This window comes from Lentzea roselyniae, assembly GCF_039537795.1.
GTDB lineage: Bacteria > Actinomycetota > Actinomycetes > Mycobacteriales > Pseudonocardiaceae > Lentzea > Lentzea atacamensis.
Window position 1 is genome coordinate 398,501 of the sequence record NZ_BAABBE010000005.1, and the last position, 19,352, is coordinate 417,852.

Sequence of the window (19,352 nt, forward strand, 5' to 3'; positions counted from 1 at the left end):
GTGTCAGCGTACGAACCGGCCGGGACTCGTACCCAGGACACGGCGAAAGTGGCGAGTCAGGTGCGACTGGTCGTGGAACCCGGCCAGCACCGCCGCCTCTGCCGCCGGACGTCCTTCCACCAGATACCCGCGCGCAAGATCCACACGCCGCCCGGTCAGATACCGGTGCGGCGGCAGCCCGAACCGCCTGCTGAACGCCCGCACCAGGTGCGTCGGGCTGGACTGCAGCTCCACCGAGGCCTCGGCGAGCGTGATCCCGGCGGGCAGCGACGCGTCCAGCAGCTGCCGCAACCGATCGGCCAGCGTCGGATCCGCGTGCACGGCGGGCGACGTGCCCGCGAAGCGGTGCCGGAGCCGTTCGGTGATCAACGCCAGCCGGCTGGACGCCTCGAACGGGTCGTCCAGCGCCAGGTGCAGCTGGTGCACCCGCTGCCGCAACAGGGGATCGACGAGCATCGGAGTGTCGACGGCCTTGCCGATCAGGTCTGACGGTAGCGCCGAACTGTCGAGGTACAGCACCCGCTTGTGGAAGCCGGTCGGATGCGCGGACCGCCCGTCGTGCGGCACGTGCGGCGGCAACAGCGTGACGCCGGAAACGAGTGCGCCGTGCTCGTGCCGGTCCAGTTCGTAGCGCACGGCACCCGTGTCGATCAGCATCAACGTCCACGCGTCGTGCGTGTGCGCCGGGTAGACGTGAGTGGTGAAGGAGGCGTGGAAGACCTCCTTGATGCCTTCCACCGCCGGCTTCCAGGCGGCGACGCTCATGTCAGAAACGTACAAGACCCCCATCCCGAATGCCCGCGATCGTGGGTACATGTTCGACACCAAGATCGCTGTGTTGCTGCGCGACGACCTGGCCGGATGGCAGGCGCTGAACGTGACCGCCTTCCTCGTGAGCGGGCTGCCCGACGAGCTCCGCGGCGAGCCGTACGTGGACGCCGACGACGTCAACTACCTGCCGATGTTCCGTCAGCCCGTCGTGGTCCTGCAGGGCGACCAGGAGCTGCTCAGGAAGGCCCACGAGCGTGCGCTGAACCGCAACCAGCCGATGGCGATCTTCACGGCGGACCTGTTCGCGACGGGCAACGACGCCGACAACCGTGCCGCGGTGCGCAAAGTCCACACGCAGGACCTCGACCTGGTCGGGATCGCGGTGCACGGGCAGAAGAACGCCGTCGACAAGATCTTCAAGGGCGCCCGCATGCATCCGTGATTGACTTCGAACCATGTCGGTCGGTACGCGTGAGCTTGCGCTGTTCGAGGAGTACAGTGCATCAGCCTCGGCCGCACCGACGCTCTCGTGCAGTGGGTGACTCCCGACGACCAGCCCAAGCCGTCCGCCCTCTCGTCGCAGGCGCATCACCGAGGTCAGCGCGGCCGCCGGAAACGCGCTTCAATTCTGACCGTGATCAAGCTGCTCCGGATGGCCGTGTTCCTGCTGGTTCTTTCGGCGGAGGTCTACCTGATCGTGGTGCTGGGAGACCGGTTCCGTCCCGTCAACCACTTCAGCTACTTCACCGTGCTGTCGAACGTGTTCGCGGCGTGCGTGGCGTTGCTGGGGGTGTTCAGACCGGTCTCCCCGCAGATCAGGGGAGCGGCCGTGCTCTACATGACCACCACGGGCATCGTGTACGCGGTCCTGCTGCAGGGCGTCGACGTGCAGACACCCGCCTATGCGAACTGGGTGCTGCACGTCGTCGTCCCGATCCTGGTCGTCGTGGAGTGGCTGCTCACGCCGGAACGAACCACGAGAGTGTGGATCTGGCTGTCGTTCCCACTCGCCTACCTGATCTACACGCTGGTCCGCGGGCCGATCGTGGGCTGGTACCCGTACCCGTTCCTCGACCCGCGCCCACGTGGGTACATGGACGTCGCACTGACCTGCGTGTCCGTTGCCGTGATCCTCGGTGCGCTGGCGTTCTTCGTCTCGTGGGCCGGTACGAAATTGGCCCAGAAAAACAGCGCTGTCTTGTCCCACGACTAGGGCCAATCGTCGCCCTACGGTCTGAGTCATGACCAGGCGACTCGCGTACGCGCAGCTGACGAACTCCATCGGTGACGGCGGGTTTCTCGTCGTTTCGGCGTTGTACTTCACCCAGATCGTCGGTCTGGGCGCGGCACGGGTCGGGCTCGCCCTGACCCTCGCGTGGGGCGTCGGTGCCGTCGCCGGCGTCGCGCTCGGACACGTCGCCGACCGCCTCGGCCCGCGCACCACGGCCGTAGTGCTCGCGAGCGCCACCGCGGTGAGCATCTCGATCCTGCTCCTCACCCGGAACTTCGCGGCGTTCGTGCTGGTCATGTGCCTGTACGCGAGCTTCCAGAGCGGCCTGCAGGCGTCGCGGCAGGCTCTGCTCGCCGGTCTCACGACGCCGGAGGAACGGACGCGAGCCCGTGCGCGGATCCAGTCCACGGCCAACGCGGGCATCGCGATCGGCGCGGCGATGGGCGGGTTCGCGTTGCACCTCGGCACCGAGGCCGCCTACACGGCCGTGTTCGTGCTCGACGCGCTCAGCTTCCTCGCCGCGGCAGCGATTCTGGGCACGCTGCCGGAGACCGCGATGACCCGCGCCAAGGGCAGGTTCGACGTGCTGAAGGACCGCCCGTACGCGCTGATCACGTTGATCAACGCCGTGATGCTGCTCTACATGCCGCTGCTGAGCCTGATCATCCCGCTGTGGATCGTGCAGCGGACCGAGGCACCGACGTGGCTCGCCGCCGCCCTGCTGGTGCTCAACACCGCTGCCGTCGTGCTGTTCCAGGTGCGGATCGCCAAGCGCGCCACCGGTCTCGGCGAGGCGTCCAGGCTCGTGCGGCACGCCGGGCTGATCATGTTCGCGTCGTGCGCGGTGTTCGCGGTGACGGCGTTCAGTTCCGGCGCCTGGCCCGCGGCGGCGTTGCTGATCGCGGCCGCCGCGCTGCAGGTGCTCGGCGAGATGTTGCTCGCCTCCGGGGCGTGGGAGATCAGCTTCTCCCTCGCGCCCGCCGACCGGCAGGGCCAGTACCAGGGCTTCTTCGCGACCGGCACCGCGGTCGCGCGCATGGTCGGCCCCGCGCTGCTCACCACCGTCGTGCTCGGCTGGGGCACGATCGGCTGGCTCGTGGTCGGCGGGCTGTTCGTCGTGGCCGGCTACGCGATGGGGCCTGCGGTGCGCTGGGCTCGTGAGAAGAACTCCACCAGCTCCGGCGCCATGACCGACGACTTGTACATGTGCGTCTGACCCGGCAGCGTCCGGTGCTCCACGTCCTTCCCGACCACCTCCGCGACGTTCTTCATGGCGTTGCGGAGGTACTCGGGGCTCTTGCCGCCGTCCATCGCGAGCGTCGGCACCTTGACGTTCCAGCGGTCGGCCGGCAGCTTCGAGCCGCGGCCGTCGTCGCCGAGGATGGTCAGGTCCCACGGCAGCGTGTGCGCGACGAGCTTCAGCTTCTTCCACATCGGGGTCAGCTTCATGATCGCGACGCCGAAGCCGGGCGCGCCGACGATCTTCATGAACTTCGTGAGCATGCCGGACCGGTCGCCGCGCGCCAGCAGCTCATTCATCGTCTGCACGATGTCGCCCGGTCGCGGCGTGTACGTGTCGTCCACGACGAACGGCGCCTCGTAGAGCGCGAGCCGGGTGATACCGGGCAGCCGTGACGCCGCTTCCATCGCCAGCACCGCGCCCGAGGAGACGCCGAACACGAACGCCGAACCACCGGCCACCTTGATCAGCGCGTCGATGTCCTCGACCTCGCGCTCCAGGGACCACGGCGTTGCGCCGTCGCCGGTCTCGCCGCGGCCGCGCCGGTCGTAGGTGTAGACGGTGAAGTTCTTGTCCAGCACGGACGCCAGCTCGGTCGTCGGCCCGAACTTCCGGTGGCACATCGCGCCGTCCACGAGGATCAGCGCGGGTCCGGAACCGGTGATCGAGTACGCGATCTCGGTGCCGTCGGCGGAGGTCGTGAAGCGCGTCATTTCTGCTCTCCCAGGGTGGTGTCGAGGAAGCTCTGCCAGTCCTGCTCGGACTCGTCGCCGGAGAAGACGTGGTGCGCGGCGATCATCGGACCGTGGAAGCCGCGCAGGAAGCGGTACATGCCGCGCTCGGTGCGCAGTCCGAGGGTGTGCGCGTTGCGGTGGTACTCGACGGCGCCGGGGAGCTTCTCCGCGAGCGCCTCGTCGAGCGTCTTCCAGGCCGCGTTCCAGTCGCTGATCATCGGCCCGAACACCGTGAGCGGGCGGGCGGTCCGGCCGGGGAAGTGGTGCAGGTACTCGACCAGCGTCCGCCAGAACAGCGCGCCACCGAGCTTCATCGCCTCGAACTCGTCGGCCCAGTCGTCGCCGGGCAGGAAGCCGCTCGTGACCATCCGCAGCACGGTGCTGCCGTGGTCGCGGCCCTCGACCATGAACTCGTAGGCGATGAACCGGCCGTCGGGTTCCACGCCGCTGTCGTGCTTGAAGTGGTGGGGCGGGTCCCACGCGGTGATCTCGTGCGTCGGCCGGTACTCGCCGAACGCGAGCTTGACCTGGCCGTTCTCCGCCTCGTTGCGACCCATGAACCACGAGTCGATGCCGGGACCGGTCGCGATGGCCTCCCAGACGTCCTCGACGGACGCCGGCACCTCGATCTCCTCAGTGCCCTCGAACCCGTGGCCCATCAGTTCTCCCCTCCTGGCTTCGTGGATGGTCCCATCCTGGCGCCGACGACTCTCTTAGTCAAGACAGTGCTTCTAGTCTTGACAAAAAAAGTTGTCGGTGGTTCCGTTCTCGCCACCAACTTCGTCAGGAGGAACCCATGTCCCGCATCGCGTGTGGTGTCGTCGCCGGCCCGCTCTACCTCGTCGTCGGCTACGCCCAGGCCTTCACCCGCGAGGGCTTCGACCTCTCGCGGCACCCGTTCAGCATGCTCAGCCTCGGTTCGCTCGGCTGGATCCAGATCGCGAACTTCGTCGTGAGCGGCGCGTTGTTCGTCATCGCCGCCAGCGGCATGGCGAAGCACACCAAATGGGGCGCGCGGCTCATCGGCCTGATGGGCGTGGGGATGATCCTCGGCGGGGTGTTCGTCGCCGATCCCGGGCTGGGCTTCCCGGCAGGCGCACCGGAGGGGCCACCGTCGTCGATGTCCTGGCACGGCGCGTTGCACGCTGTGGCGTTCGGACTCGCCATGATCGGCTGGATCGGGGCGTGCTTCGTGTTCGCGCGTAGGCTCGGGGGATGGCTGGCGGTGATGAGCGGCCTGACGGGCGTGCTCCTGATGGTGCCGATGGCGTTCCTGGGCAACCCGTCCGGCACCGTGCTGCTCTACGTGGTGGCGACGATCGGCTGGCTGTGGACCTCGGCCGTGTCCCTGAAGCTGAGCCGGTCTGCCTACTCGAACTGATCTGCCCCGAGTGCGGGCGCGTCACCACCGACGAGGACGCGCCCGGTTGTGCGGCCTGCCGTCAGACGAGCTGATGGGCGTGCATCTTGCTGATGTCGTAGGACACCCCGCAGAACGTGCACTGCAGCCCGTACCTGCTGCTGATGGTGAACAGCGGGATGAAGAAGATGGTGGGCTTCGTGTAGCGCCGGAACAGGTTGTGCGCGGCCTGGTGGTGGCAGTGCCCGCACACCAGTGACAGCATCCGCAGCTGCTCGATCGTCGTCCGCCAGCCGAAAATGACCATCTGCGCTCCCTGGGTTGGCTGTCCCTTTGACGTCTGACGTCCTGTTCGAGTTGCAGTGAGCCCGGCATCTTCAGAAGCTGCACAGGTGGACGACCTGCTGCGGCCCTGGCAAGCCTGCGACGCTCCGATCATCCTGGCCGCGGCCGCCGAGCCCGGGATGGACCGCCAGTTCACCGCTCCGGTGGACTCGCTGGCCGCCGCCGAGGAGTGGATCGCGCTGTGCACGGCCCGGCAGGTCCAGGGTGCCGCGTACGCCTTCGCCGTGCTGGACGACGGCGTACCCGTCGGGAACGTCACGGTGTCGAACGTCGAACTCCGCCACCTCACCGGGTGGGTGTCGTACTGGGTGCTGCCCGAGGCGCGCGGCAAGGGGCTGGCCACGAAGGCCTGCCGGGAGGTCAGCGAGTTCGCGTTCGCGGAGCTGGGGCTTTTCCGGCTGGAGCTCGCGCACCGGCTGGACAACCCCGCGTCCTGCCGGGTGGCGGTGGGCGCCGGGTTCCGGGCGGAGGGTGTGGAACGGGCCAAGCTGCTCTACGACGGGGTGCGGTACGACACCGAGACCCATGCCCGGCTCGCGACTGATCAGGTCTGAGGTTCGCTTCCGGGGCAGCCGGGTAACCGGCTGTGCATGAGCGACGTGCAGGACGAGCTGCTGCGGACGCTGACCAAAGTCGCGAACGCCTTGCGCAGCGCGGAGATACCGTTCGCCCTGACGGGCGGATGCGCGGGTTATGCGCGCGGTGGGCCGGCGAGCGAACACGACGTGGACCTGCTGGTGCGTGAACAGGACGCGGCCGAGGCGGTCCGCGTCCTCGTGCAGCGCGGCCTGCGAGCCGCGGAGCCCCCTGAGGACTGGCTGTTGAAGGTCTACGACGGCGACTCGCTGGTGGACCTGCTGTTCCGGCCCAACGAGCGCCCGGTCACCGACGAGATCCTGGCCATGGCCGAGGAGCTTCCCGTCGGTTCGGTCGTGCTGCCGGTGATGCCGGCGACGTTCGTGCTGAGCAGCAAGCTGCTGGTGCTGGACGGGCACCGCTGCGACTTCAGCGAGCTGCTGCCGTTCGCCCGCGCCCTCAGAGAGCAGATCGACTGGGACCAGGTGCGCGAGGAGACCAAGCACTCCCCGTACGCGGAGGCGTTCCTGGTGCTCATCGAACGCCTGGAGATCATCGGGAGGGGCAATGGAATCCGAGCAGTACCTCGCGGCAAACCTGCGTAGGGCGATGGCGGAGGACCCCAGAACGGCCGAGCTCGGCGTGCGGGTCACCGTGCGCGGTGATCACGTGATGCTCTCCGGCGACGTGGCGTGCGCGGAACGGCGGAAGGCGCTCGAAGAGGTGCTGCACGAGGCCGCGCCCGAGCTGAAGATCTTCAACGACGTGCGGGTGACGCCGGCTGGAGAACCGGAGGGTGAGGAGGACCTGCGATGATCCGGATCGCAGCTGTCGGCGACATCCATCTCGGCGAGGACATGCGCGGCAGGCTCCGCCCGGCCCTCGAGAAGGTCGGTGAGCACGCGGACGTCCTGCTGCTGGCCGGTGACCTGACTCGGCACGGCACGGTCGCCGAGGCGCAGGTGGTCGCCGAGGAGTTCGCGGATCTGCCGGTGCCCGTCGTCGCCGTGCTCGGCAACCACGACCACCAGGACGACAAGCCGCTCGAAGTCACCAAGACGTTGCAGGACAAGGGCATCCACGTGCTGGAGGGCACGACGTTCGAGGCGCGGATCAACGGCTGCACGCTCGGCGTCGCGGGCGTGAAGGGCTTCGGCGGCGGGTTCGCCGGCAAGTGCGGGAGCGCGTTCGGTGAGCGCGAGATGAAGGCGTTCATCCAGCACACCTGTGACATCGCGGAGACCCTGGAGCAGGCACTGTCCGAACTGGACACGGACATCAAGGTGGCGCTGACCCACTACGCGCCGGTGCCGGACACGTTGCGCGGAGAGCCGCCGGAGATCTACCCGTTCCTCGGCTCGTACCTGCTGGGCGAGGCGATCGACTCGACCGGCACGCATCTCGCCATCCACGGGCACGCGCACTTCGGCACCGAGCAGGGCATGACACCGGGCGGGGTGCGGGTCCGCAACGTGGCGCAGCCGATCATCCGGTCCGCCTACACGGTCTACGTGATGGAAGGTGCGAACGCATGACCGTCGGTGACTTCATCGTTGGACGGTTGCGCGACTGGGGCGTCAAGCAGGTGTTCGCGTATCCGGGCGACGGCATCAACGGGATCGTGGCCGCGTTCGGCAAGGCGGACAACGACCCGAGGTTCATCCAGACGCGGCACGAGGAGATGGCCGCGTTCGCCGCGGTCGGCTACGCGAAGTTCAGCGACGACGTCGGTGTGTGCCTGGCGACATCGGGCCCGGGCGCGATCCACCTGCTCAACGGCCTGTACGACGCGAAGCTCGACCACGTTCCGGTCGTCGCGATCGTCGGACAGACCGCCCGCACCGCGCAGGGCGGCAGCTATCAGCAGGAAGTCGACCTGCACTCGTTGTTCCGCGACGTCGCCTCGTACCTGGTCGACGTGACAGTGCCGGAACAGCTGCCGAACGCGCTGGACCGCGCGATGCGCACGGCACGGGCCGATCGCGCGCCGGCCGTCCTGATCATCCCGAACGACGTGCAGGAGCAGGAGTACGAGCCGCCGAAGCACGAGTTCAAGTACATCCCGTCGAGCCCGCCGTCGCGGTCCTCCTCGTGTGTCGTCCCGGCGAACGACGAGGTGCGGCGCGCGGCCGACGTGCTGAACAGCGGGTCGAAGGTCGCGATCCTGATCGGTCAGGGTGCCCGCGGTGCGGCTTCGGAACTGCGCGAGGTCGCTGACCTGCTGGGTGCCGGTGTCGCGAAGGCGTTGCTGGGCAAGGACGTGCTGCCCGACGACCTGCCGTACGTGACCGGGTCGATCGGGTTGCTCGGCACGCGGCCGTCGTACGAGCTGATGCGCGACTGCGACCGGCTGCTGATCGTCGGATCGAACTTCCCGTACTCGCAGTTCCTGCCGAAGTACGGTGCCGCCCGCGGCGTGCAGATCGACGTCGACGGCCGCGCGATCGGCATGCGCTATCCGACCGAGGTCAACCTCGTGGGCGATGCGCGGGAGACGTTGCGGTCGCTGATCCCGTTGCTGGAGCGCAAGACCGACCGCTCCTGGCGGCACACGATCGAGGCGAACGTCGAGCGCTGGTGGGAGGTCGTGGAACGGCAGGCCGCCGTGCCCGCCGACCCGGTCAACCCGATGCTGATCGTCTCGGAGCTGTCGAAACGACTGCCCGCCAACGCGATCGTCACCGCGGACTCGGGTTCCGCCACCAACTGGTACGCGCGGTTGCTGCGCATCCACGGCAACGTGCGGTCGTCGTTGTCCGGCACGCTGGCCACGATGGGGTGCGCTGTGCCGTATGCGTTGGGTGCCGCCTTCGCTCAGCCCACACGTCCGTTGATCGCGTTGGTCGGCGACGGCGCGATGCAGATGAACGGCATGGCGGAGCTGTTGACGTTGAAGCGTTACGGCATCCGATGCGTCGTGTGCGTGTTCCACAACAACGACCTCAACCAGGTCACGTGGGAGCTGCGCGCGATGGGTGGCGCGCCGAAGTTCGAGGAGTCGCAAACGTTGCCCGACCTGTCGTACGCGGCTTATGCGCGGTCGATCGGCCTGCAGGGCATCGAGGTCGACTCGCCGGACCAGCTCGGCCCGGCCTGGGACACGGCCCTGGCGTCCGAGGGCACGGTGGTGCTCGACGTGCGCTGCGACCCGAACGTGCCGCCGATCCCGCCGCACGCGACGTTCGACCAGATCAAGGACATGACCGAGGCTGTGCTGCGCGGCGACCCCGACGCGTGGGAGGTGCTGCGCCGCGGCCTGCAGACCAAGATCCAGGAGTTGTTGCCGTGAAGCTCGGCTATTTCCTTTCCTCAGAAGAACACGGCCCGCGTGAGCTCGTCCGGCACGCCAGGATGGCCGACGATCACGGCTTCGAGGCGCTGTGGATCTCCGACCACTACCACCCGTGGAACGACGAGCAGGGCCAGTCGCCGTTCGTGTGGGGCACGATCGGCGCGCTGTCCGAGACCGTGTCGCTGCCCATCACGACCGCAGTCACCTGCCCCACCCTCCGCATCCACCCGGCCGTGATCGCCCAGGCCGCGGCCACGGCGGCCGTGCAGTGCGAGGGCCGCTTCGTGCTCGGCGTCGGCAGCGGCGAGGCGCTGAACGAGCACGTCCTGGGCACGCACTGGCCGTCCGCGGACGTGCGGCTGGAGATGCTGGAGGAGGCGATCGGCCTCATCCGCACGTTGCACCAGGGCGACGAGGTCACGCACCACGGCAAGCACTACACGGTCGAGAACGCCCGCGTCTACACGCTGCCCGAACGCCCGGTGCCGATCTACGTGTCCGCGTTCGGTCCCAAGGCGGTCAAGCTCGCGGCCCGGTGCGGCGACGGCTACATCTGCGTGGGCCCGTCCGGTGACCTGGTGCAGCAGTACCGCTCAGAAGGCGGGCGCGGACCGGCGCAGAGCGGCCTGAAGGTCTGCTACGCGGAGTCCGAAGAGGACGCGGTGAAGACCGCGCACCGCCTGTGGCCCAACGACGGCCTGCCCGGCGAGCTGGCGCAGGTGCTGCCGACACCGCGCCACTTCGAGCAGGCGTCCGAACTGGTCACGCCCGAGATGATCCGCTCGTCGATTCCGTGTGGCCCGGATCCGGAGAAGTACGCGGAGAAGATCAAGGAGTTCGCCGACGCCGGGTTCGACGAGGTCTACGTGCAGCAGATCGGGACCAACCAGCAGGAGTTCTTCGAGTTCTGGGCCAAGGAAGTCACGCCGTTGATCGATGTTTAGACGCAGGTGCGCAGGGCATCCGGTCCTATGAGGAGATTCCTGCGCGAGCACAGCCTGACGCTCGTTTTTGCCGGGCTTTTCCTCGCGGCGCTGGTCGGCCAGCTGTTCACGGGCCACGCCGACTACAACGAGCGTCAGGCCGCGCTGGGGCAGCCGTTGCTGTCCCTGGGGTCCTACCTGTTCTCCGCCGACTACCTGGTCGACGTCACGGAGAACTGGCAGTCCGAGTACCTGCAGTTCTTCCTGTACGTCACCGCCACCGTCTGGCTGATCCAGAAGGGTTCGCCCGAGTCCAAGCCGGCGGGCAAGGTCGGTCACGAGAGCGACAAGGAACAGCAGGTCGGTCAGTACGCGACCGAGTCGTCGCCGACGTGGGCGCGCGCGGGAGGCTGGCGCACCGCGGTGTTCTCGAAGTCGCTGGGACTGGCGATGCTGGTGTTGTTCCTGTTCTCCTGGTCCATGCAGTGGGTCGCCGGCTGGTACGCCAACAACTCCGACCCGCTGGCCGAGAAGATGGGCCTGTTCCAGTACTTCCTGAGCGCCGACTTCTGGAACCGGTCGCTGCAGAACTGGCAGTCCGAGTTCCTCGCGATCGCGTCGATGGCGATTCTCAGCGTCTACCTGAGGCAACGCGGCTCGCCCGAGTCGAAACCGGTGGGTTCGGCTCACTCGGTGAGTGACGAGTCTGGCTAGGTCAGGCAGAATCAGCGGCATGACCACCAGAAAGGGCCATGCCGCGTAGGCGCCCCGCACAGGTCCGCGCACAGTTGCCGTTCCGGCGGCCGCCGCCGGTCCGTCAGATTCCGCGTGTTTCCGCACTCACGACGCGGTGCGTAGCTGAGCTCGAACGCGCGCGCTTCCGTACTGGCAGAACCGCTGAAGCCCTCGAGGGCTGGGCTCGGTTCGTGCGCGGCCCGTCGGCCGCCATCGCCCGCTACAGGATCGAACTGAATCCATGTCCGTGTTGCGACGATGACGATCCAGCCGTGGGACGCGCATTCCTTCGCACGGTGCTGAACACCTTGCCCGCCAAGGCGGCCCGCGAGTTGCTCGAACTCGTCCGTCCGCTCGACCGGCTCTACCTCGCCCGCTCGTCGCCGACCCCGGAGCACGCCGAGCTGCGCGCTCTCCTCACCTGCCGATGAGGAAGCGCGGCGGGACGTGTTGTCCCGCCGCGCCCTTCTACAAGGCAGCGCGACCACCTTCTCGGGCCGTCGCCACCGCCTCTACGCGAGGATCTCGCCGACCGTGCCGGCACCCACGGTCTTGCCGCCCTCGCGAATCGCGAAGCCGAGCCCGGCGTCCATCGCCACCGCCTTGCCCAGCTCCACCGTGACCTCGACGGTGTCTCCCGGCATCGCCAGCGCGCCGTCCGCCAGCTCCACCACGCCGACGACGTCGCCGGTGCGGAAGTGGAACTGCGGCCGGTAGTTCGACGCGATACCGGTGTGCCGGCCGCCCTCCGCGTGGGACAGCAGGTACACCGACGCGCGGAACCTCGTGTGCGGCGCCACGCTGCCCGGCAGGGCCAGCACCTGGCCGCGCCTGACCTCGCCGCGACGGACACCGCGCAGCAGCACCGCGGCGTTGTCTCCCGCCTGGGCCTGTTGCATCGGCTTGCCGAACGTCTCGATGCCCGTGGCGACCGAGGTCACCGCGGAACCGAGACCGACCACCTCGACCGCGTCGCCGAGGCCGAGGACACCGCGCTCCACCGCGCCGGTCACGACGGTGCCGCGACCGGTGATGGTCATGACGTTCTCGATCGGCATCAGGAACGGCCCGGAGAGGTCCCGGACGGGCACCGGCACGTGCGCGTCCACGGCCTCCAGCAGCGACACCACCGAAGCGGTCCACTCCGGGTCGCCCTGCAGCGCCCGCAGACCGGACACGCGGACCACCGGCGTGGCGTCGCCGTCGAAGCCGTAGCGGGAGAGCAGGTCGCGGATCTCCAGCTCCACCAGGTCGAGCAGCTCCGGGTCGCTCACCGCGTCGGCCTTGTTCAGCGCCACCACCACGTGCGGCACGCCCACACGGCGCGCCAGCACCACGTGCTCGCGCGTCTGCGGCATCGTGCCGTCCTCTGCGGACACCACGAGGATCGCGCCGTCCAGCTGCGCCGCACCCGTGATCATGTTCTTCACGTAGTCGGCGTGGCCGGGCATGTCGACGTGCGCGTAGTGACGCGTGGGCGTCTCGTACTCGACGTGCGCGATGTTGATCGTGATGCCGCGGGCCAGCTCCTCCGGCGCGCGGTCGATGCGGTCGAACGCGGTGAAGGTGGTGCCCGACGGGTCCATTTCGGACAGAACCTTGGTGATGGCGGCCGTCAGCGTGGTCTTGCCGTGGTCGACGTGACCCATGGTGCCGATGTTGAGGTGCGGCTTGGCGCGCACGAACTCCTGCTTCATTTCCCTTGTCCTCGAAGCTGCAGCTGGGATCTCAGAACCCGTGGATCGCTACAACCCTCCTCCAGCGGTCCTGAAGGAGAGGACTGGAGAAGGGTCAGATTCGGGCGCCGGCCAGCTGTGCCGAGGCAACGGCGAGCGCGCCCGCAGGAACACCTGCGCACGTGTTGAGCTCAGCCGTCAGGAACATGCCGTGATCGTGACAGACCTACGGATTCGCTGTCATCCGGTTTTCCACGAGCCTGATCAGCGCACGGGCGGCGGGGCTGTGCGGACCGGCGGAACGCCACGCGAAACCGAGCCGGCTCCACGGCGACGGGTCGGTGATCCGCACCGCGTGCAGCTCGGAAACCATCGACAACGCCAGGATCGCCGGGCCGAGCCCGCGCTGGGCCAGCATGATCACCATCGGTGGCGCCGAAGCCTCGAACGCGATCCGCGGCTGCCGTCCGCCGCAAGCCGCGTCCAGCGCCCCGCGCAACCCCGTCCCCGGTGGCAGGCTGATCAACCCGCGCGTCAGCAGCTCGTCCAGCGACACGGATTCCCTGCCGTACCAAGGATCCGAAGCGGACACCGCGGCCACGAGCGGCTCGTCGGCCAGTACCCGGACTGCCAGCCCTTCAGGTGTCGAACCGGCGTACCCGACCAGAGCGAAGTCCAGTTGACCGTCCAGAAGGGACGCGATCAGAGAATCGGAGTTGGCCTCCACCAACGTGATCTCGACGTCAGGGTGCAGCGAGTGGAACGAGGACAGCAACTCCGGCAGGTCCATGATCCCGCACGACACCACCATTCCGACGCGCACGGCACCACGCACCAGCCCGGCCATCTCCTCGACGGTCCGCCGCGCGGACTCCACCGACTGCAACGCCGCCCGCGCCAACGGCAACACCGCCGCGCCGACGTCGGTCAGCGTGACCGTGCGCCCCGACCGGTCCAGCAGGTCGTGCCCGAGCTCCCGCTCCAGCCGCCGGATCTGCGCACTCACCCCCGGCTGCGCGACGTGCACCCGTTCGGCGGCCCGCGTGAACGAAGCCTCCTCGGCGACCGCGACGAAGTACTCCAGCTGGCGAAGCTCCATAACCAACGATTATAGAAGCGAGCACAACTAGATCTTGTACATATAGCCGCACCACAACCATGCTGAAGTCATGCAGATCTTCCACCCCGGTGACACCGGCTACGACGAGGAACGCAGCGGCTTCCAGACCGGACTCCGCCACGAACCGCAGGTCATCTTCGCTGTGGAGAGCGCGAAGGACGTCGAAGAAGCCCTGCGGTACGCGGAAACCCACGGCCTCGACCACGCCGTCCAAGCCACCGGCCACGGCCTGACCACCACGACCACCGGCGTTCTCATCTCCACCAAGCGCATGAACGCGGTCGAGGTGGATGCGGAAACCAGGACCGCGCGGGTGGAAGCGGGCGCGATCTGGCAGCAGGTGCTCGAAGAGGCAGCACCGCACGGCCTCGCTCCGCTCAGCGGCGACGCGAGCGACGTCGGTGTCGTCGGCTACACCCTCGGCGGCGGCTACAGCGTGCTGGCGCGCGAGTTCGGCTTCGCGAGCGACCGCGTCCGCGCCACCGAGACGGCCGGCGACGTCGTCACCGCGCTGGAGTTCGAGCTCCTGCCGATCGACCTGGTCCACGCGGGTGAGCTGTACTTCGACGTCACCCACGCGGAAGCGGTCTTCGAGGCCTTCCACAAGTGGGAGCTGCCGGACCACGTCACGGCGTCGCTGACGACCATCGCCTTCCCCGCCGGTTTCCCCGGACCGCTCGGTGGCCGCAGCGTCGTCCGGGTGACCTGCGCGAGCACGCAGCCGTTCGACTTCGACCACCTCCGCGTGGCGCCGAGGCTGATCGAGGAGTGCGGCCGGAAGCCGTTCGCGGCGGCGGCGGGCAAGCCACTGCCACCGCACACCTACCAGGGCGACAACGTCCTGCTCAGCGACCTGCCGCTGGACGCGCTGCACCGCGTCCGGGAGAAGGCGGCCAACGCGGAGGTGCCGGTCTTCCTCGGCCTCATGCCGCTCGGTGGCGCCCTCACCGCGAACGCCACCCACCTCCTCAAGCTGATCTCGCCGCAGCTCGGCGCAGAAGCGTCGCACGCTGAGGTGTTCGACGAAGTGCGATCGTTCGTCGTCGGCAGTGCGCGAAATTTCCGTTACGCCGTAGGCTGACCGATATGACCACAGTGGTTCTCGTGGAGGACCACGACATGGTCGCCGAGGCGATCGGGCTGGCGCTGGAACGTGCCGGGATCGAGGTGGTCGCCCGCGCGACCACCGTCGCGACCGCGCTCACGGACACCCGCCGGGCCAGGCCCGACATCGTCCTCCTCGATCGCAGGCTGCCCGATGGCGACGGCACCACGCTCATCCCCGAGCTCGTCAAAGGGGGTGCCAGGGTGCTGGTGCTGACCGGGGAGGCCACCGCGTCGGTCGCCGCCCGCGTGGCCGAGGCCGGTGCCGCCGGGCTGATCCTCAAGTCGGCGCGGCTGGACGAGCTGGTCGAGGCCGTCCGCAGGGTCGCGGACGGCGAGGTGGTGTTCGACCCGAAGCTGCTCGCGGGTGTGCTGGACCGGCTCACCGGCCGGGTCAGGATCGCCGGCACCACCCTCACGGCCCGCGAGCAGGAGACGTTGTTGCTGCTCGCGGACGGTGCTGGCACCGAACAGATCTCCAGCAGGCTCGGCGTCGCCCGCAACACCGCGCGCAACCACGTCCAGCGCGTGCTCGACAAGCTCGGTGCCCGGTCGAAGCTGGAGGCGGTGTCGATCGCCCGCCGCGAAGGCCTGCTGGACTGATGCAGATGCACCAGACGGCTTGGTTGGCCTGCGTCTGCCCCCGTCAGCCTGGTTGAGGCACTGTGCAGCAGTGGCCACGAGCTCGCTCACCGAAGCTGTGTTCTCGCTGCCGGAGGTCGACCGGCGCGGCGGCGTGGCACTCGCCCGCGACTTCGCCCGCCGCGCCGCGTCCGTCTGCGGTTACCTCGGCTGCCACGAGGACGTCGTGGTGGTGGTCAGCGAACTCGCGACCGACGCCGTCCGCCACGGCAGTGGCCGCCCGCTCGTGCGCATCCTCGGCGGCAGGGACCGGCTGCTGGTCGAGATCGTCGACACCGCCTGGCCGCGGCTGCGTGACTTCGGCTGGGGTCAACAGCTCGTCGCCAGGCTCAGCGAGAGCTGGGGTATGACCGTACGTGCTGGTCAGAACGTTGTCTGGTGTGAGATGACGGCCTGACCCGCATGATGAGGCCGTGCAACCGGACTCGTGGAGGGAGAGCGACCTCTTTCGGCTGCTCGTGCTGGGCGTGCGCGACTACGGGATCTTCATGCTCGACCCGGGCGGGCACATCGTGAGCTGGAACCAGGGCGCCGAGCGCATCAAGGGCTACACCGCCGAGGAGATCATCGGACGGCACTTCTCGACGTTCTACCCTCAGGAGGACGTCAGGGCGGGCAAGCCGGCGTGGGAGCTGCGGGTCGCGAAGGCCGAGGGCGCGCTTGAGGACGAGGGCTGGCGGGTGCGCAAGGACGGCACCCGGTTCTGGGCGAATGTGATCATCACGGCCCTCTACGACGACACCGGCGAGCTGCGCGGGTTCGGCAAGGTCACCAGGGACATGACCGAACGGCGGCGCGCCGAGCAGCAGCTCACCGACCGGCGCAGGCTCCTCGCCCACCTCGTCGAGGCGCAGGAGCGGGAACGGCAGCGCATCGCGTGGGACGTCCACGACGACACGATCCAGGCCATGGTCGCGGTCGACATGCGGCTGCAGCTTCTCACCCGCAAGCTGCCGGAGGAGCACCGAGAGTCCGTCGAGCAGCTCGACGACGCGGTTCGTACCGCCATCAGCAGGTTGCGCAACCTGGTCTTCCGCGTCCGGCCGCCCGGCATCGAGCGGCAGGGGCTGCGCGACTCGCTCGCCGCGTACCTCGCCGACACCGCCATGGTGGGACAGGTCGACAACAACCTCGAACGCGAGCCCGGCGACGACGCGGCGATCACGATCTTCCGCATCTGCCAGGAGGCCCTCACCAACGTCCGCAAGCACGCCAAGGCCTCCTCCGTCGCCGTCCAGATGTCCACAGTGGATCGCGGGTTCCTGGTCAGGGTGGTGGACGACGGCGTCGGGCTGCCCGATCTCGACCCGAACGCGGGTCACTTCGGCCTGATCGAGATGCGGGAACGCGCGGAGGCCTCAGGTGGCTGGTGCACCGTGAGCACGCAGGACAGCGGCGGCACCGTGGTCGAGTTCTGGCTCCCGGACGTGCGGCCGTGATCGTCAGGGTGCTGATCGCCGACGACGATCCCCTGATCAGGGACGTCCTTCGTGACGTGCTCGACGACGAGCCGGACCTGGAGGTGGTGGCGGTCGCGTCGGACGCCCGCGAGGCCGTCGAGCTGGCCGAGCGGCACTCGCCGGCGGTCGTCGTGCTGGACGTCCGGATGCCGCACGGCGGTGGTTCGCGCGCGGCGAGCGAGATCCTGCACCGCGCACCCAGGACGCGAATCCTGGCGTTCTCCGCCTACACCGACGTGGGCGCGGTGGACGAGATGCGCCGCGCGGGCGTGGCCGACTACCTGGCCAAAGGCGTGCCGAACGCCGAACTGGTCGCGGCCGTGCGCAGGCTTGGTGTGCGTTAGGTTGCACACAGCAATAGGTTGTGGTGTGGAAGCAACAGCCGTAACGTCGAAGTATCAGCCGGGTTCAGCAGGGTGCTCGGAACGGTATCTATGCGCTTCGGCCACCGGGGAGTGCTGGTGAACGAAGATCTGTTCAGGGAATCGCCACTGCTCACGGTGCGTGCCGCCGAGGTCACCGGAGTGATGGTCGTCACGGTGGAAGGTGAGATCGACGTCGACACGGCGGACGTCGTGCTGGACGCCTTGCGGCTCGGCTTCGAATCCGGTGGCCCAGCTGTCGTCGTGGATCTCACGGCGGTCAGCTTCTTCGGCTCGACCGGCATCTCCACGTTGATCACGGCGCACGAGCTGGCTGACGAGCACTGCAAGAACTTCCACGTCGTGGCACCGCATCGCGTGGTGAAGAGACCGTTGCAGGTGACGGGAGTCGCGGACGTCCTGTCGCTGCACGACTCTGTCGACGAGGCGTTGTCCGTGCTGAAACCGGTGCCCAGCGAGTAGGCACCGGTTTCCCGGCTTCAACCGGCGAGTTCGACGAGCTTCGGCACGACGTCGTCCGGGTGCGGCATCGCGGCGATCTCCGCGGCGATGCCGTCGACGGCGGTGCGCACGTCGGTGCTGTGCAGGAGAGTGCCGACGGCCTCGCGCACGGCGTCCGAGGTGAACTGCTCACCGACGAGCTGCGCACCCAGGCCCGCGTTCGCGACGATCTCGGCGTTGCGGAACTGGTCGGCTCCCTGTGGCAGCACCACCTGCGGCACGGCGAACGCCATCGCGGCGACCGTCGTGCCGGCGCCACCGTGGTGCACGACGAGATCTGCGTGCGCGAGCAGATCGGCCTGAGGCACCCACGGCAGCACGTGCACGTTGCCCGGCACGCCGGTCAGCGCGGACGGCTCGACCAGCGGCCCGGTCGCGACCAGCACCTCGGCGTCCACTTCGGACAGACCGGCGATCGCGGTCCGCAGCACGTCCTCGTTCGCGAACGCGGTGCCGAAGGTGAGGTAGATCAGCGGCCTCGCGTGCTCGACCACCCAGCCGGGCAATTCTCCCGGTTCGGCGAACGGGACCGGTCGCATCGGAATCCGCTGCACGCCGGAGAGATACGCCAGATCCTGCAAAGACGGCGGAAACACGTCGAGGTAGGGCGATCCGAGTCCGTAATGCTGCCCATTCGGCAAACTGATGCCGAGTTCGGCGACGTACTCCAGGAACAGGTCGCGCATGGCCTCCGGAACCAGCGTGTCGTCCACTTTGCCGAAGCCGTGGCACACCGCCGGAATTCCAGCTTGCAGGGCAACAACGCCGGCGCCGGGGTTGATGATCTCGAAGACGACCAGGTCGGGCTTGTTCTGCTGCACGATCGGTGTCAGGTCCTCGACGAACCTGCGTGGCAGCACGGAACCGAAAGCGTCGACGGCGGTCTGCCGCAACATCTCCCGCTTGAACTCCGGTGTGCCGTGTGAACTGTTCGCCACCTTGAAGGCATCCCAGATGCTCATGCCCGCGTCGACCGGGGTGAAACCCAGATTGCGCACCGGTTCCTGGAATCCCGCGTCGACGGCGTAGACGATGTCGTGTCCCTGCTCGCGGGCGGCGATCGCGAGCGGGAGTAAGGGGTACATGTGTCCGTGCGAGCCTAAGCTCGAAAAGAGAATGCGCACCAACCCACACTAGTGTCTCGTGATCCTGTTGGGTTTACTTCGCGTTGTTGTCGACCAGCTTCTTGACGCTGGCCTGGACAACGCGGACCTTGGCCAGGATCTCGTCGGCGGAGGCGGTCCAGGTGAAGGGCTTGG

General features: G+C 68.3%; 25 protein-coding genes. 18 read left to right on the plus strand and 7 right to left on the minus strand.

The window, feature by feature from the left end; translation table 11 throughout:
* Positions 1 to 3: 3 nt before the first annotated feature.
* Complete coding sequence (locus tag ABFX45_RS11730; RefSeq protein ID WP_346129602.1) at positions 4 to 765, minus strand: AraC family transcriptional regulator; 762 nt, start codon at positions 763 to 765, stop codon at positions 4 to 6.
* Between the two features lie 49 nt (positions 766 to 814).
* Here ABFX45_RS11730 and ABFX45_RS11735 point away from each other — a divergent pair, with 49 nt between their 5' ends.
* The 3 genes from ABFX45_RS11735 (at position 815) to ABFX45_RS11745 (ending at position 3,218) form a co-directional block, all read left to right on the plus strand.
* On the plus strand, positions 815 to 1,213 hold the full coding sequence (locus ABFX45_RS11735; RefSeq protein WP_211337759.1) for a DUF2000 domain-containing protein: 399 nt from the start codon (positions 815 to 817) through the stop codon (positions 1,211 to 1,213).
* Between the two features lie 192 nt (positions 1,214 to 1,405).
* Positions 1,406 to 1,984, plus strand: coding sequence for a Pr6Pr family membrane protein (locus tag ABFX45_RS11740; RefSeq protein ID WP_346129605.1), 579 nt, complete (start codon positions 1,406 to 1,408; stop codon positions 1,982 to 1,984).
* 28 nt (positions 1,985 to 2,012) lie between these two features.
* Positions 2,013 to 3,218, plus strand: a complete 1,206-nt coding sequence (locus ABFX45_RS11745; protein WP_346129606.1) for an MFS transporter — start codon at positions 2,013 to 2,015, stop codon at positions 3,216 to 3,218.
* Here the strand turns inward: ABFX45_RS11745 and ABFX45_RS11750 are convergent.
* Together ABFX45_RS11750 and ABFX45_RS11755 are read right to left on the minus strand one after the other, a co-directional pair.
* Positions 3,128 to 3,955, minus strand: coding sequence for an alpha/beta fold hydrolase (locus ABFX45_RS11750; protein ID WP_346129608.1), 828 nt, complete (start codon positions 3,953 to 3,955; stop codon positions 3,128 to 3,130). The two genes, ABFX45_RS11745 and ABFX45_RS11750, sit on opposite strands and share 91 nt — an antisense overlap.
* Entirely contained in the window at positions 3,952 to 4,635 is a 684-nt protein-coding gene (locus ABFX45_RS11755; RefSeq protein ID WP_346129610.1) for an SRPBCC family protein, read from the minus strand. Before ABFX45_RS11755 ends, ABFX45_RS11750 begins: the two co-directional genes overlap by 4 nt.
* Before the next feature lie 137 nt (positions 4,636 to 4,772).
* On the opposite strand from ABFX45_RS11755, the gene ABFX45_RS11760 reads away from it, so the two are divergent.
* Positions 4,773 to 5,357, plus strand: a complete 585-nt coding sequence (locus ABFX45_RS11760; RefSeq protein ID WP_109641934.1) for a DUF998 domain-containing protein — start codon at positions 4,773 to 4,775, stop codon at positions 5,355 to 5,357.
* A gap of 61 nt (positions 5,358 to 5,418) precedes the next feature.
* Here ABFX45_RS11760 and ABFX45_RS11765 read toward each other — a convergent pair whose 3' ends face one another.
* Positions 5,419 to 5,643: a zinc-ribbon domain-containing protein gene (locus ABFX45_RS11765; RefSeq protein WP_170155346.1), complete on the minus strand. Its 225-nt coding sequence runs from the start codon at positions 5,641 to 5,643 to the stop codon at positions 5,419 to 5,421.
* 85 nt (positions 5,644 to 5,728) lie between these two features.
* Between ABFX45_RS11765 and ABFX45_RS11770 the strand changes: the two genes are divergently transcribed.
* From ABFX45_RS11770 to ABFX45_RS11805, 8 genes are all read left to right on the plus strand, one after another.
* Positions 5,729 to 6,235 carry a GNAT family N-acetyltransferase gene (locus ABFX45_RS11770; RefSeq protein ID WP_346129613.1) on the plus strand — a complete coding sequence of 169 codons (507 nt, stop codon included), beginning with the start codon at positions 5,729 to 5,731 and terminating at the stop codon, positions 6,233 to 6,235.
* A 36-nt stretch (positions 6,236 to 6,271) separates the two neighbouring features.
* Entirely contained in the window at positions 6,272 to 6,862 is a 591-nt protein-coding gene (locus ABFX45_RS11775; RefSeq protein ID WP_109641939.1) for a nucleotidyltransferase family protein, read from the plus strand.
* Complete coding sequence (locus ABFX45_RS11780) at positions 6,825 to 7,073, plus strand: BON domain-containing protein (RefSeq protein WP_109641942.1); 249 nt, start codon at positions 6,825 to 6,827, stop codon at positions 7,071 to 7,073. The genes ABFX45_RS11775 and ABFX45_RS11780 overlap by 38 nt, the downstream gene beginning before the upstream one ends.
* Entirely contained in the window at positions 7,070 to 7,792 is a 723-nt protein-coding gene (locus ABFX45_RS11785; RefSeq protein ID WP_109641944.1) for a metallophosphoesterase family protein, read from the plus strand. Before ABFX45_RS11780 ends, ABFX45_RS11785 begins: the two co-directional genes overlap by 4 nt.
* Positions 7,789 to 9,546: a thiamine pyrophosphate-requiring protein gene (locus ABFX45_RS11790; RefSeq protein ID WP_109641946.1), complete on the plus strand. Its 1,758-nt coding sequence runs from the start codon at positions 7,789 to 7,791 to the stop codon at positions 9,544 to 9,546. Before ABFX45_RS11785 ends, ABFX45_RS11790 begins: the two co-directional genes overlap by 4 nt.
* Positions 9,543 to 10,493: a TIGR03557 family F420-dependent LLM class oxidoreductase gene (locus ABFX45_RS11795; protein WP_109641948.1), complete on the plus strand. Its 951-nt coding sequence runs from the start codon at positions 9,543 to 9,545 to the stop codon at positions 10,491 to 10,493. Before ABFX45_RS11790 ends, ABFX45_RS11795 begins: the two co-directional genes overlap by 4 nt.
* A gap of 27 nt (positions 10,494 to 10,520) precedes the next feature.
* Entirely contained in the window at positions 10,521 to 11,186 is a 666-nt protein-coding gene (locus tag ABFX45_RS11800; protein WP_109641951.1) for a DUF6766 family protein, read from the plus strand.
* Between the two features lie 293 nt (positions 11,187 to 11,479).
* Positions 11,480 to 11,638, plus strand: a complete 159-nt coding sequence (locus tag ABFX45_RS11805) for a hypothetical protein (protein WP_170155347.1) — start codon at positions 11,480 to 11,482, stop codon at positions 11,636 to 11,638.
* 81 nt (positions 11,639 to 11,719) lie between these two features.
* Here ABFX45_RS11805 and tuf read toward each other — a convergent pair whose 3' ends face one another.
* Together tuf and ABFX45_RS11815 are read right to left on the minus strand one after the other, a co-directional pair.
* Complete coding sequence (tuf, locus tag ABFX45_RS11810) at positions 11,720 to 12,904, minus strand: elongation factor Tu (RefSeq protein ID WP_346129618.1); 1,185 nt, start codon at positions 12,902 to 12,904, stop codon at positions 11,720 to 11,722.
* A 205-nt stretch (positions 12,905 to 13,109) separates the two neighbouring features.
* Positions 13,110 to 13,982, minus strand: a complete 873-nt coding sequence (locus tag ABFX45_RS11815) for a LysR family transcriptional regulator (protein WP_109641955.1) — start codon at positions 13,980 to 13,982, stop codon at positions 13,110 to 13,112.
* A gap of 70 nt (positions 13,983 to 14,052) precedes the next feature.
* Here ABFX45_RS11815 and ABFX45_RS11820 point away from each other — a divergent pair, with 70 nt between their 5' ends.
* The 6 genes from ABFX45_RS11820 (at position 14,053) to ABFX45_RS11845 (ending at position 18,054) form a co-directional block, all read left to right on the plus strand.
* Entirely contained in the window at positions 14,053 to 15,084 is a 1,032-nt protein-coding gene (locus ABFX45_RS11820) for an FAD-binding oxidoreductase (RefSeq protein ID WP_346129620.1), read from the plus strand.
* 5 nt (positions 15,085 to 15,089) lie between these two features.
* A complete protein-coding gene (locus tag ABFX45_RS11825) occupies positions 15,090 to 15,710 on the plus strand; it encodes a response regulator transcription factor (protein ID WP_109641960.1) in 621 nt (206 codons plus the stop codon).
* Between the two features lie 70 nt (positions 15,711 to 15,780).
* A complete protein-coding gene (locus ABFX45_RS11830) occupies positions 15,781 to 16,146 on the plus strand; it encodes an ATP-binding protein (protein ID WP_109641962.1) in 366 nt (121 codons plus the stop codon).
* Between the two features lie 16 nt (positions 16,147 to 16,162).
* Positions 16,163 to 17,188 carry a PAS domain-containing sensor histidine kinase gene (locus ABFX45_RS11835; protein WP_233440254.1) on the plus strand — a complete coding sequence of 342 codons (1,026 nt, stop codon included), beginning with the start codon at positions 16,163 to 16,165 and terminating at the stop codon, positions 17,186 to 17,188.
* The gene (locus ABFX45_RS11840) at positions 17,185 to 17,553 is read left to right on the plus strand and encodes a response regulator (RefSeq protein WP_325049674.1); all 369 of its coding nucleotides are present in this window, start codon (positions 17,185 to 17,187) and stop codon (positions 17,551 to 17,553) included. The genes ABFX45_RS11835 and ABFX45_RS11840 overlap by 4 nt, the downstream gene beginning before the upstream one ends.
* A gap of 117 nt (positions 17,554 to 17,670) precedes the next feature.
* Positions 17,671 to 18,054 carry an STAS domain-containing protein gene (locus tag ABFX45_RS11845; RefSeq protein WP_170155348.1) on the plus strand — a complete coding sequence of 128 codons (384 nt, stop codon included), beginning with the start codon at positions 17,671 to 17,673 and terminating at the stop codon, positions 18,052 to 18,054.
* Positions 18,055 to 18,071: 17 nt separating this feature from the next.
* On the opposite strand, the gene ABFX45_RS11850 is transcribed toward ABFX45_RS11845, so the two are convergent.
* Complete coding sequence (locus tag ABFX45_RS11850) at positions 18,072 to 19,178, minus strand: glycosyltransferase (protein ID WP_233440255.1); 1,107 nt, start codon at positions 19,176 to 19,178, stop codon at positions 18,072 to 18,074.
* Positions 19,179 to 19,352: the final 174 nt, after the last annotated feature.

Bases quoted from the DNA above. Each gene is read 5' to 3' on its own strand.
- ABFX45_RS11755 (WP_346129610.1), bottom strand. From the start codon at position 4,635: ATGGGCCACGGGTTCGAGGGCACTGAGGAGATCGAGGTGCCGGCGTCC.
- ABFX45_RS11790 (WP_109641946.1), top strand. From the start codon at position 7,789: ATGACCGTCGGTGACTTCATCGTTGGACGGTTGCGCGACTGGGGCGTC.
- ABFX45_RS11765 (WP_170155346.1), bottom strand. From the start codon at position 5,643: ATGGTCATTTTCGGCTGGCGGACGACGATCGAGCAGCTGCGGATGCTG.
- ABFX45_RS11750 (WP_346129608.1), bottom strand. From the start codon at position 3,955: ATGACGCGCTTCACGACCTCCGCCGACGGCACCGAGATCGCGTACTCG.
- ABFX45_RS11760 (WP_109641934.1), top strand. From the start codon at position 4,773: ATGTCCCGCATCGCGTGTGGTGTCGTCGCCGGCCCGCTCTACCTCGTC.
- tuf (WP_346129618.1), bottom strand. From the start codon at position 12,904: ATGAAGCAGGAGTTCGTGCGCGCCAAGCCGCACCTCAACATCGGCACC.
- ABFX45_RS11815 (WP_109641955.1), bottom strand. From the start codon at position 13,982: ATGGAGCTTCGCCAGCTGGAGTACTTCGTCGCGGTCGCCGAGGAGGCT.
- ABFX45_RS11820 (WP_346129620.1), top strand. From the start codon at position 14,053: ATGCAGATCTTCCACCCCGGTGACACCGGCTACGACGAGGAACGCAGC.
- ABFX45_RS11775 (WP_109641939.1), top strand. From the start codon at position 6,272: ATGAGCGACGTGCAGGACGAGCTGCTGCGGACGCTGACCAAAGTCGCG.
- ABFX45_RS11825 (WP_109641960.1), top strand. From the start codon at position 15,090: ATGACCACAGTGGTTCTCGTGGAGGACCACGACATGGTCGCCGAGGCG.
- ABFX45_RS11735 (WP_211337759.1), top strand. From the start codon at position 815: ATGTTCGACACCAAGATCGCTGTGTTGCTGCGCGACGACCTGGCCGGA.
- ABFX45_RS11785 (WP_109641944.1), top strand. From the start codon at position 7,070: ATGATCCGGATCGCAGCTGTCGGCGACATCCATCTCGGCGAGGACATG.
- ABFX45_RS11800 (WP_109641951.1), top strand. From the start codon at position 10,521: ATGAGGAGATTCCTGCGCGAGCACAGCCTGACGCTCGTTTTTGCCGGG.
- ABFX45_RS11730 (WP_346129602.1), bottom strand. From the start codon at position 765: ATGAGCGTCGCCGCCTGGAAGCCGGCGGTGGAAGGCATCAAGGAGGTC.
- ABFX45_RS11850 (WP_233440255.1), bottom strand. From the start codon at position 19,178: ATGTACCCCTTACTCCCGCTCGCGATCGCCGCCCGCGAGCAGGGACAC.
- ABFX45_RS11745 (WP_346129606.1), top strand. From the start codon at position 2,013: ATGACCAGGCGACTCGCGTACGCGCAGCTGACGAACTCCATCGGTGAC.
- ABFX45_RS11780 (WP_109641942.1), top strand. From the start codon at position 6,825: ATGGAATCCGAGCAGTACCTCGCGGCAAACCTGCGTAGGGCGATGGCG.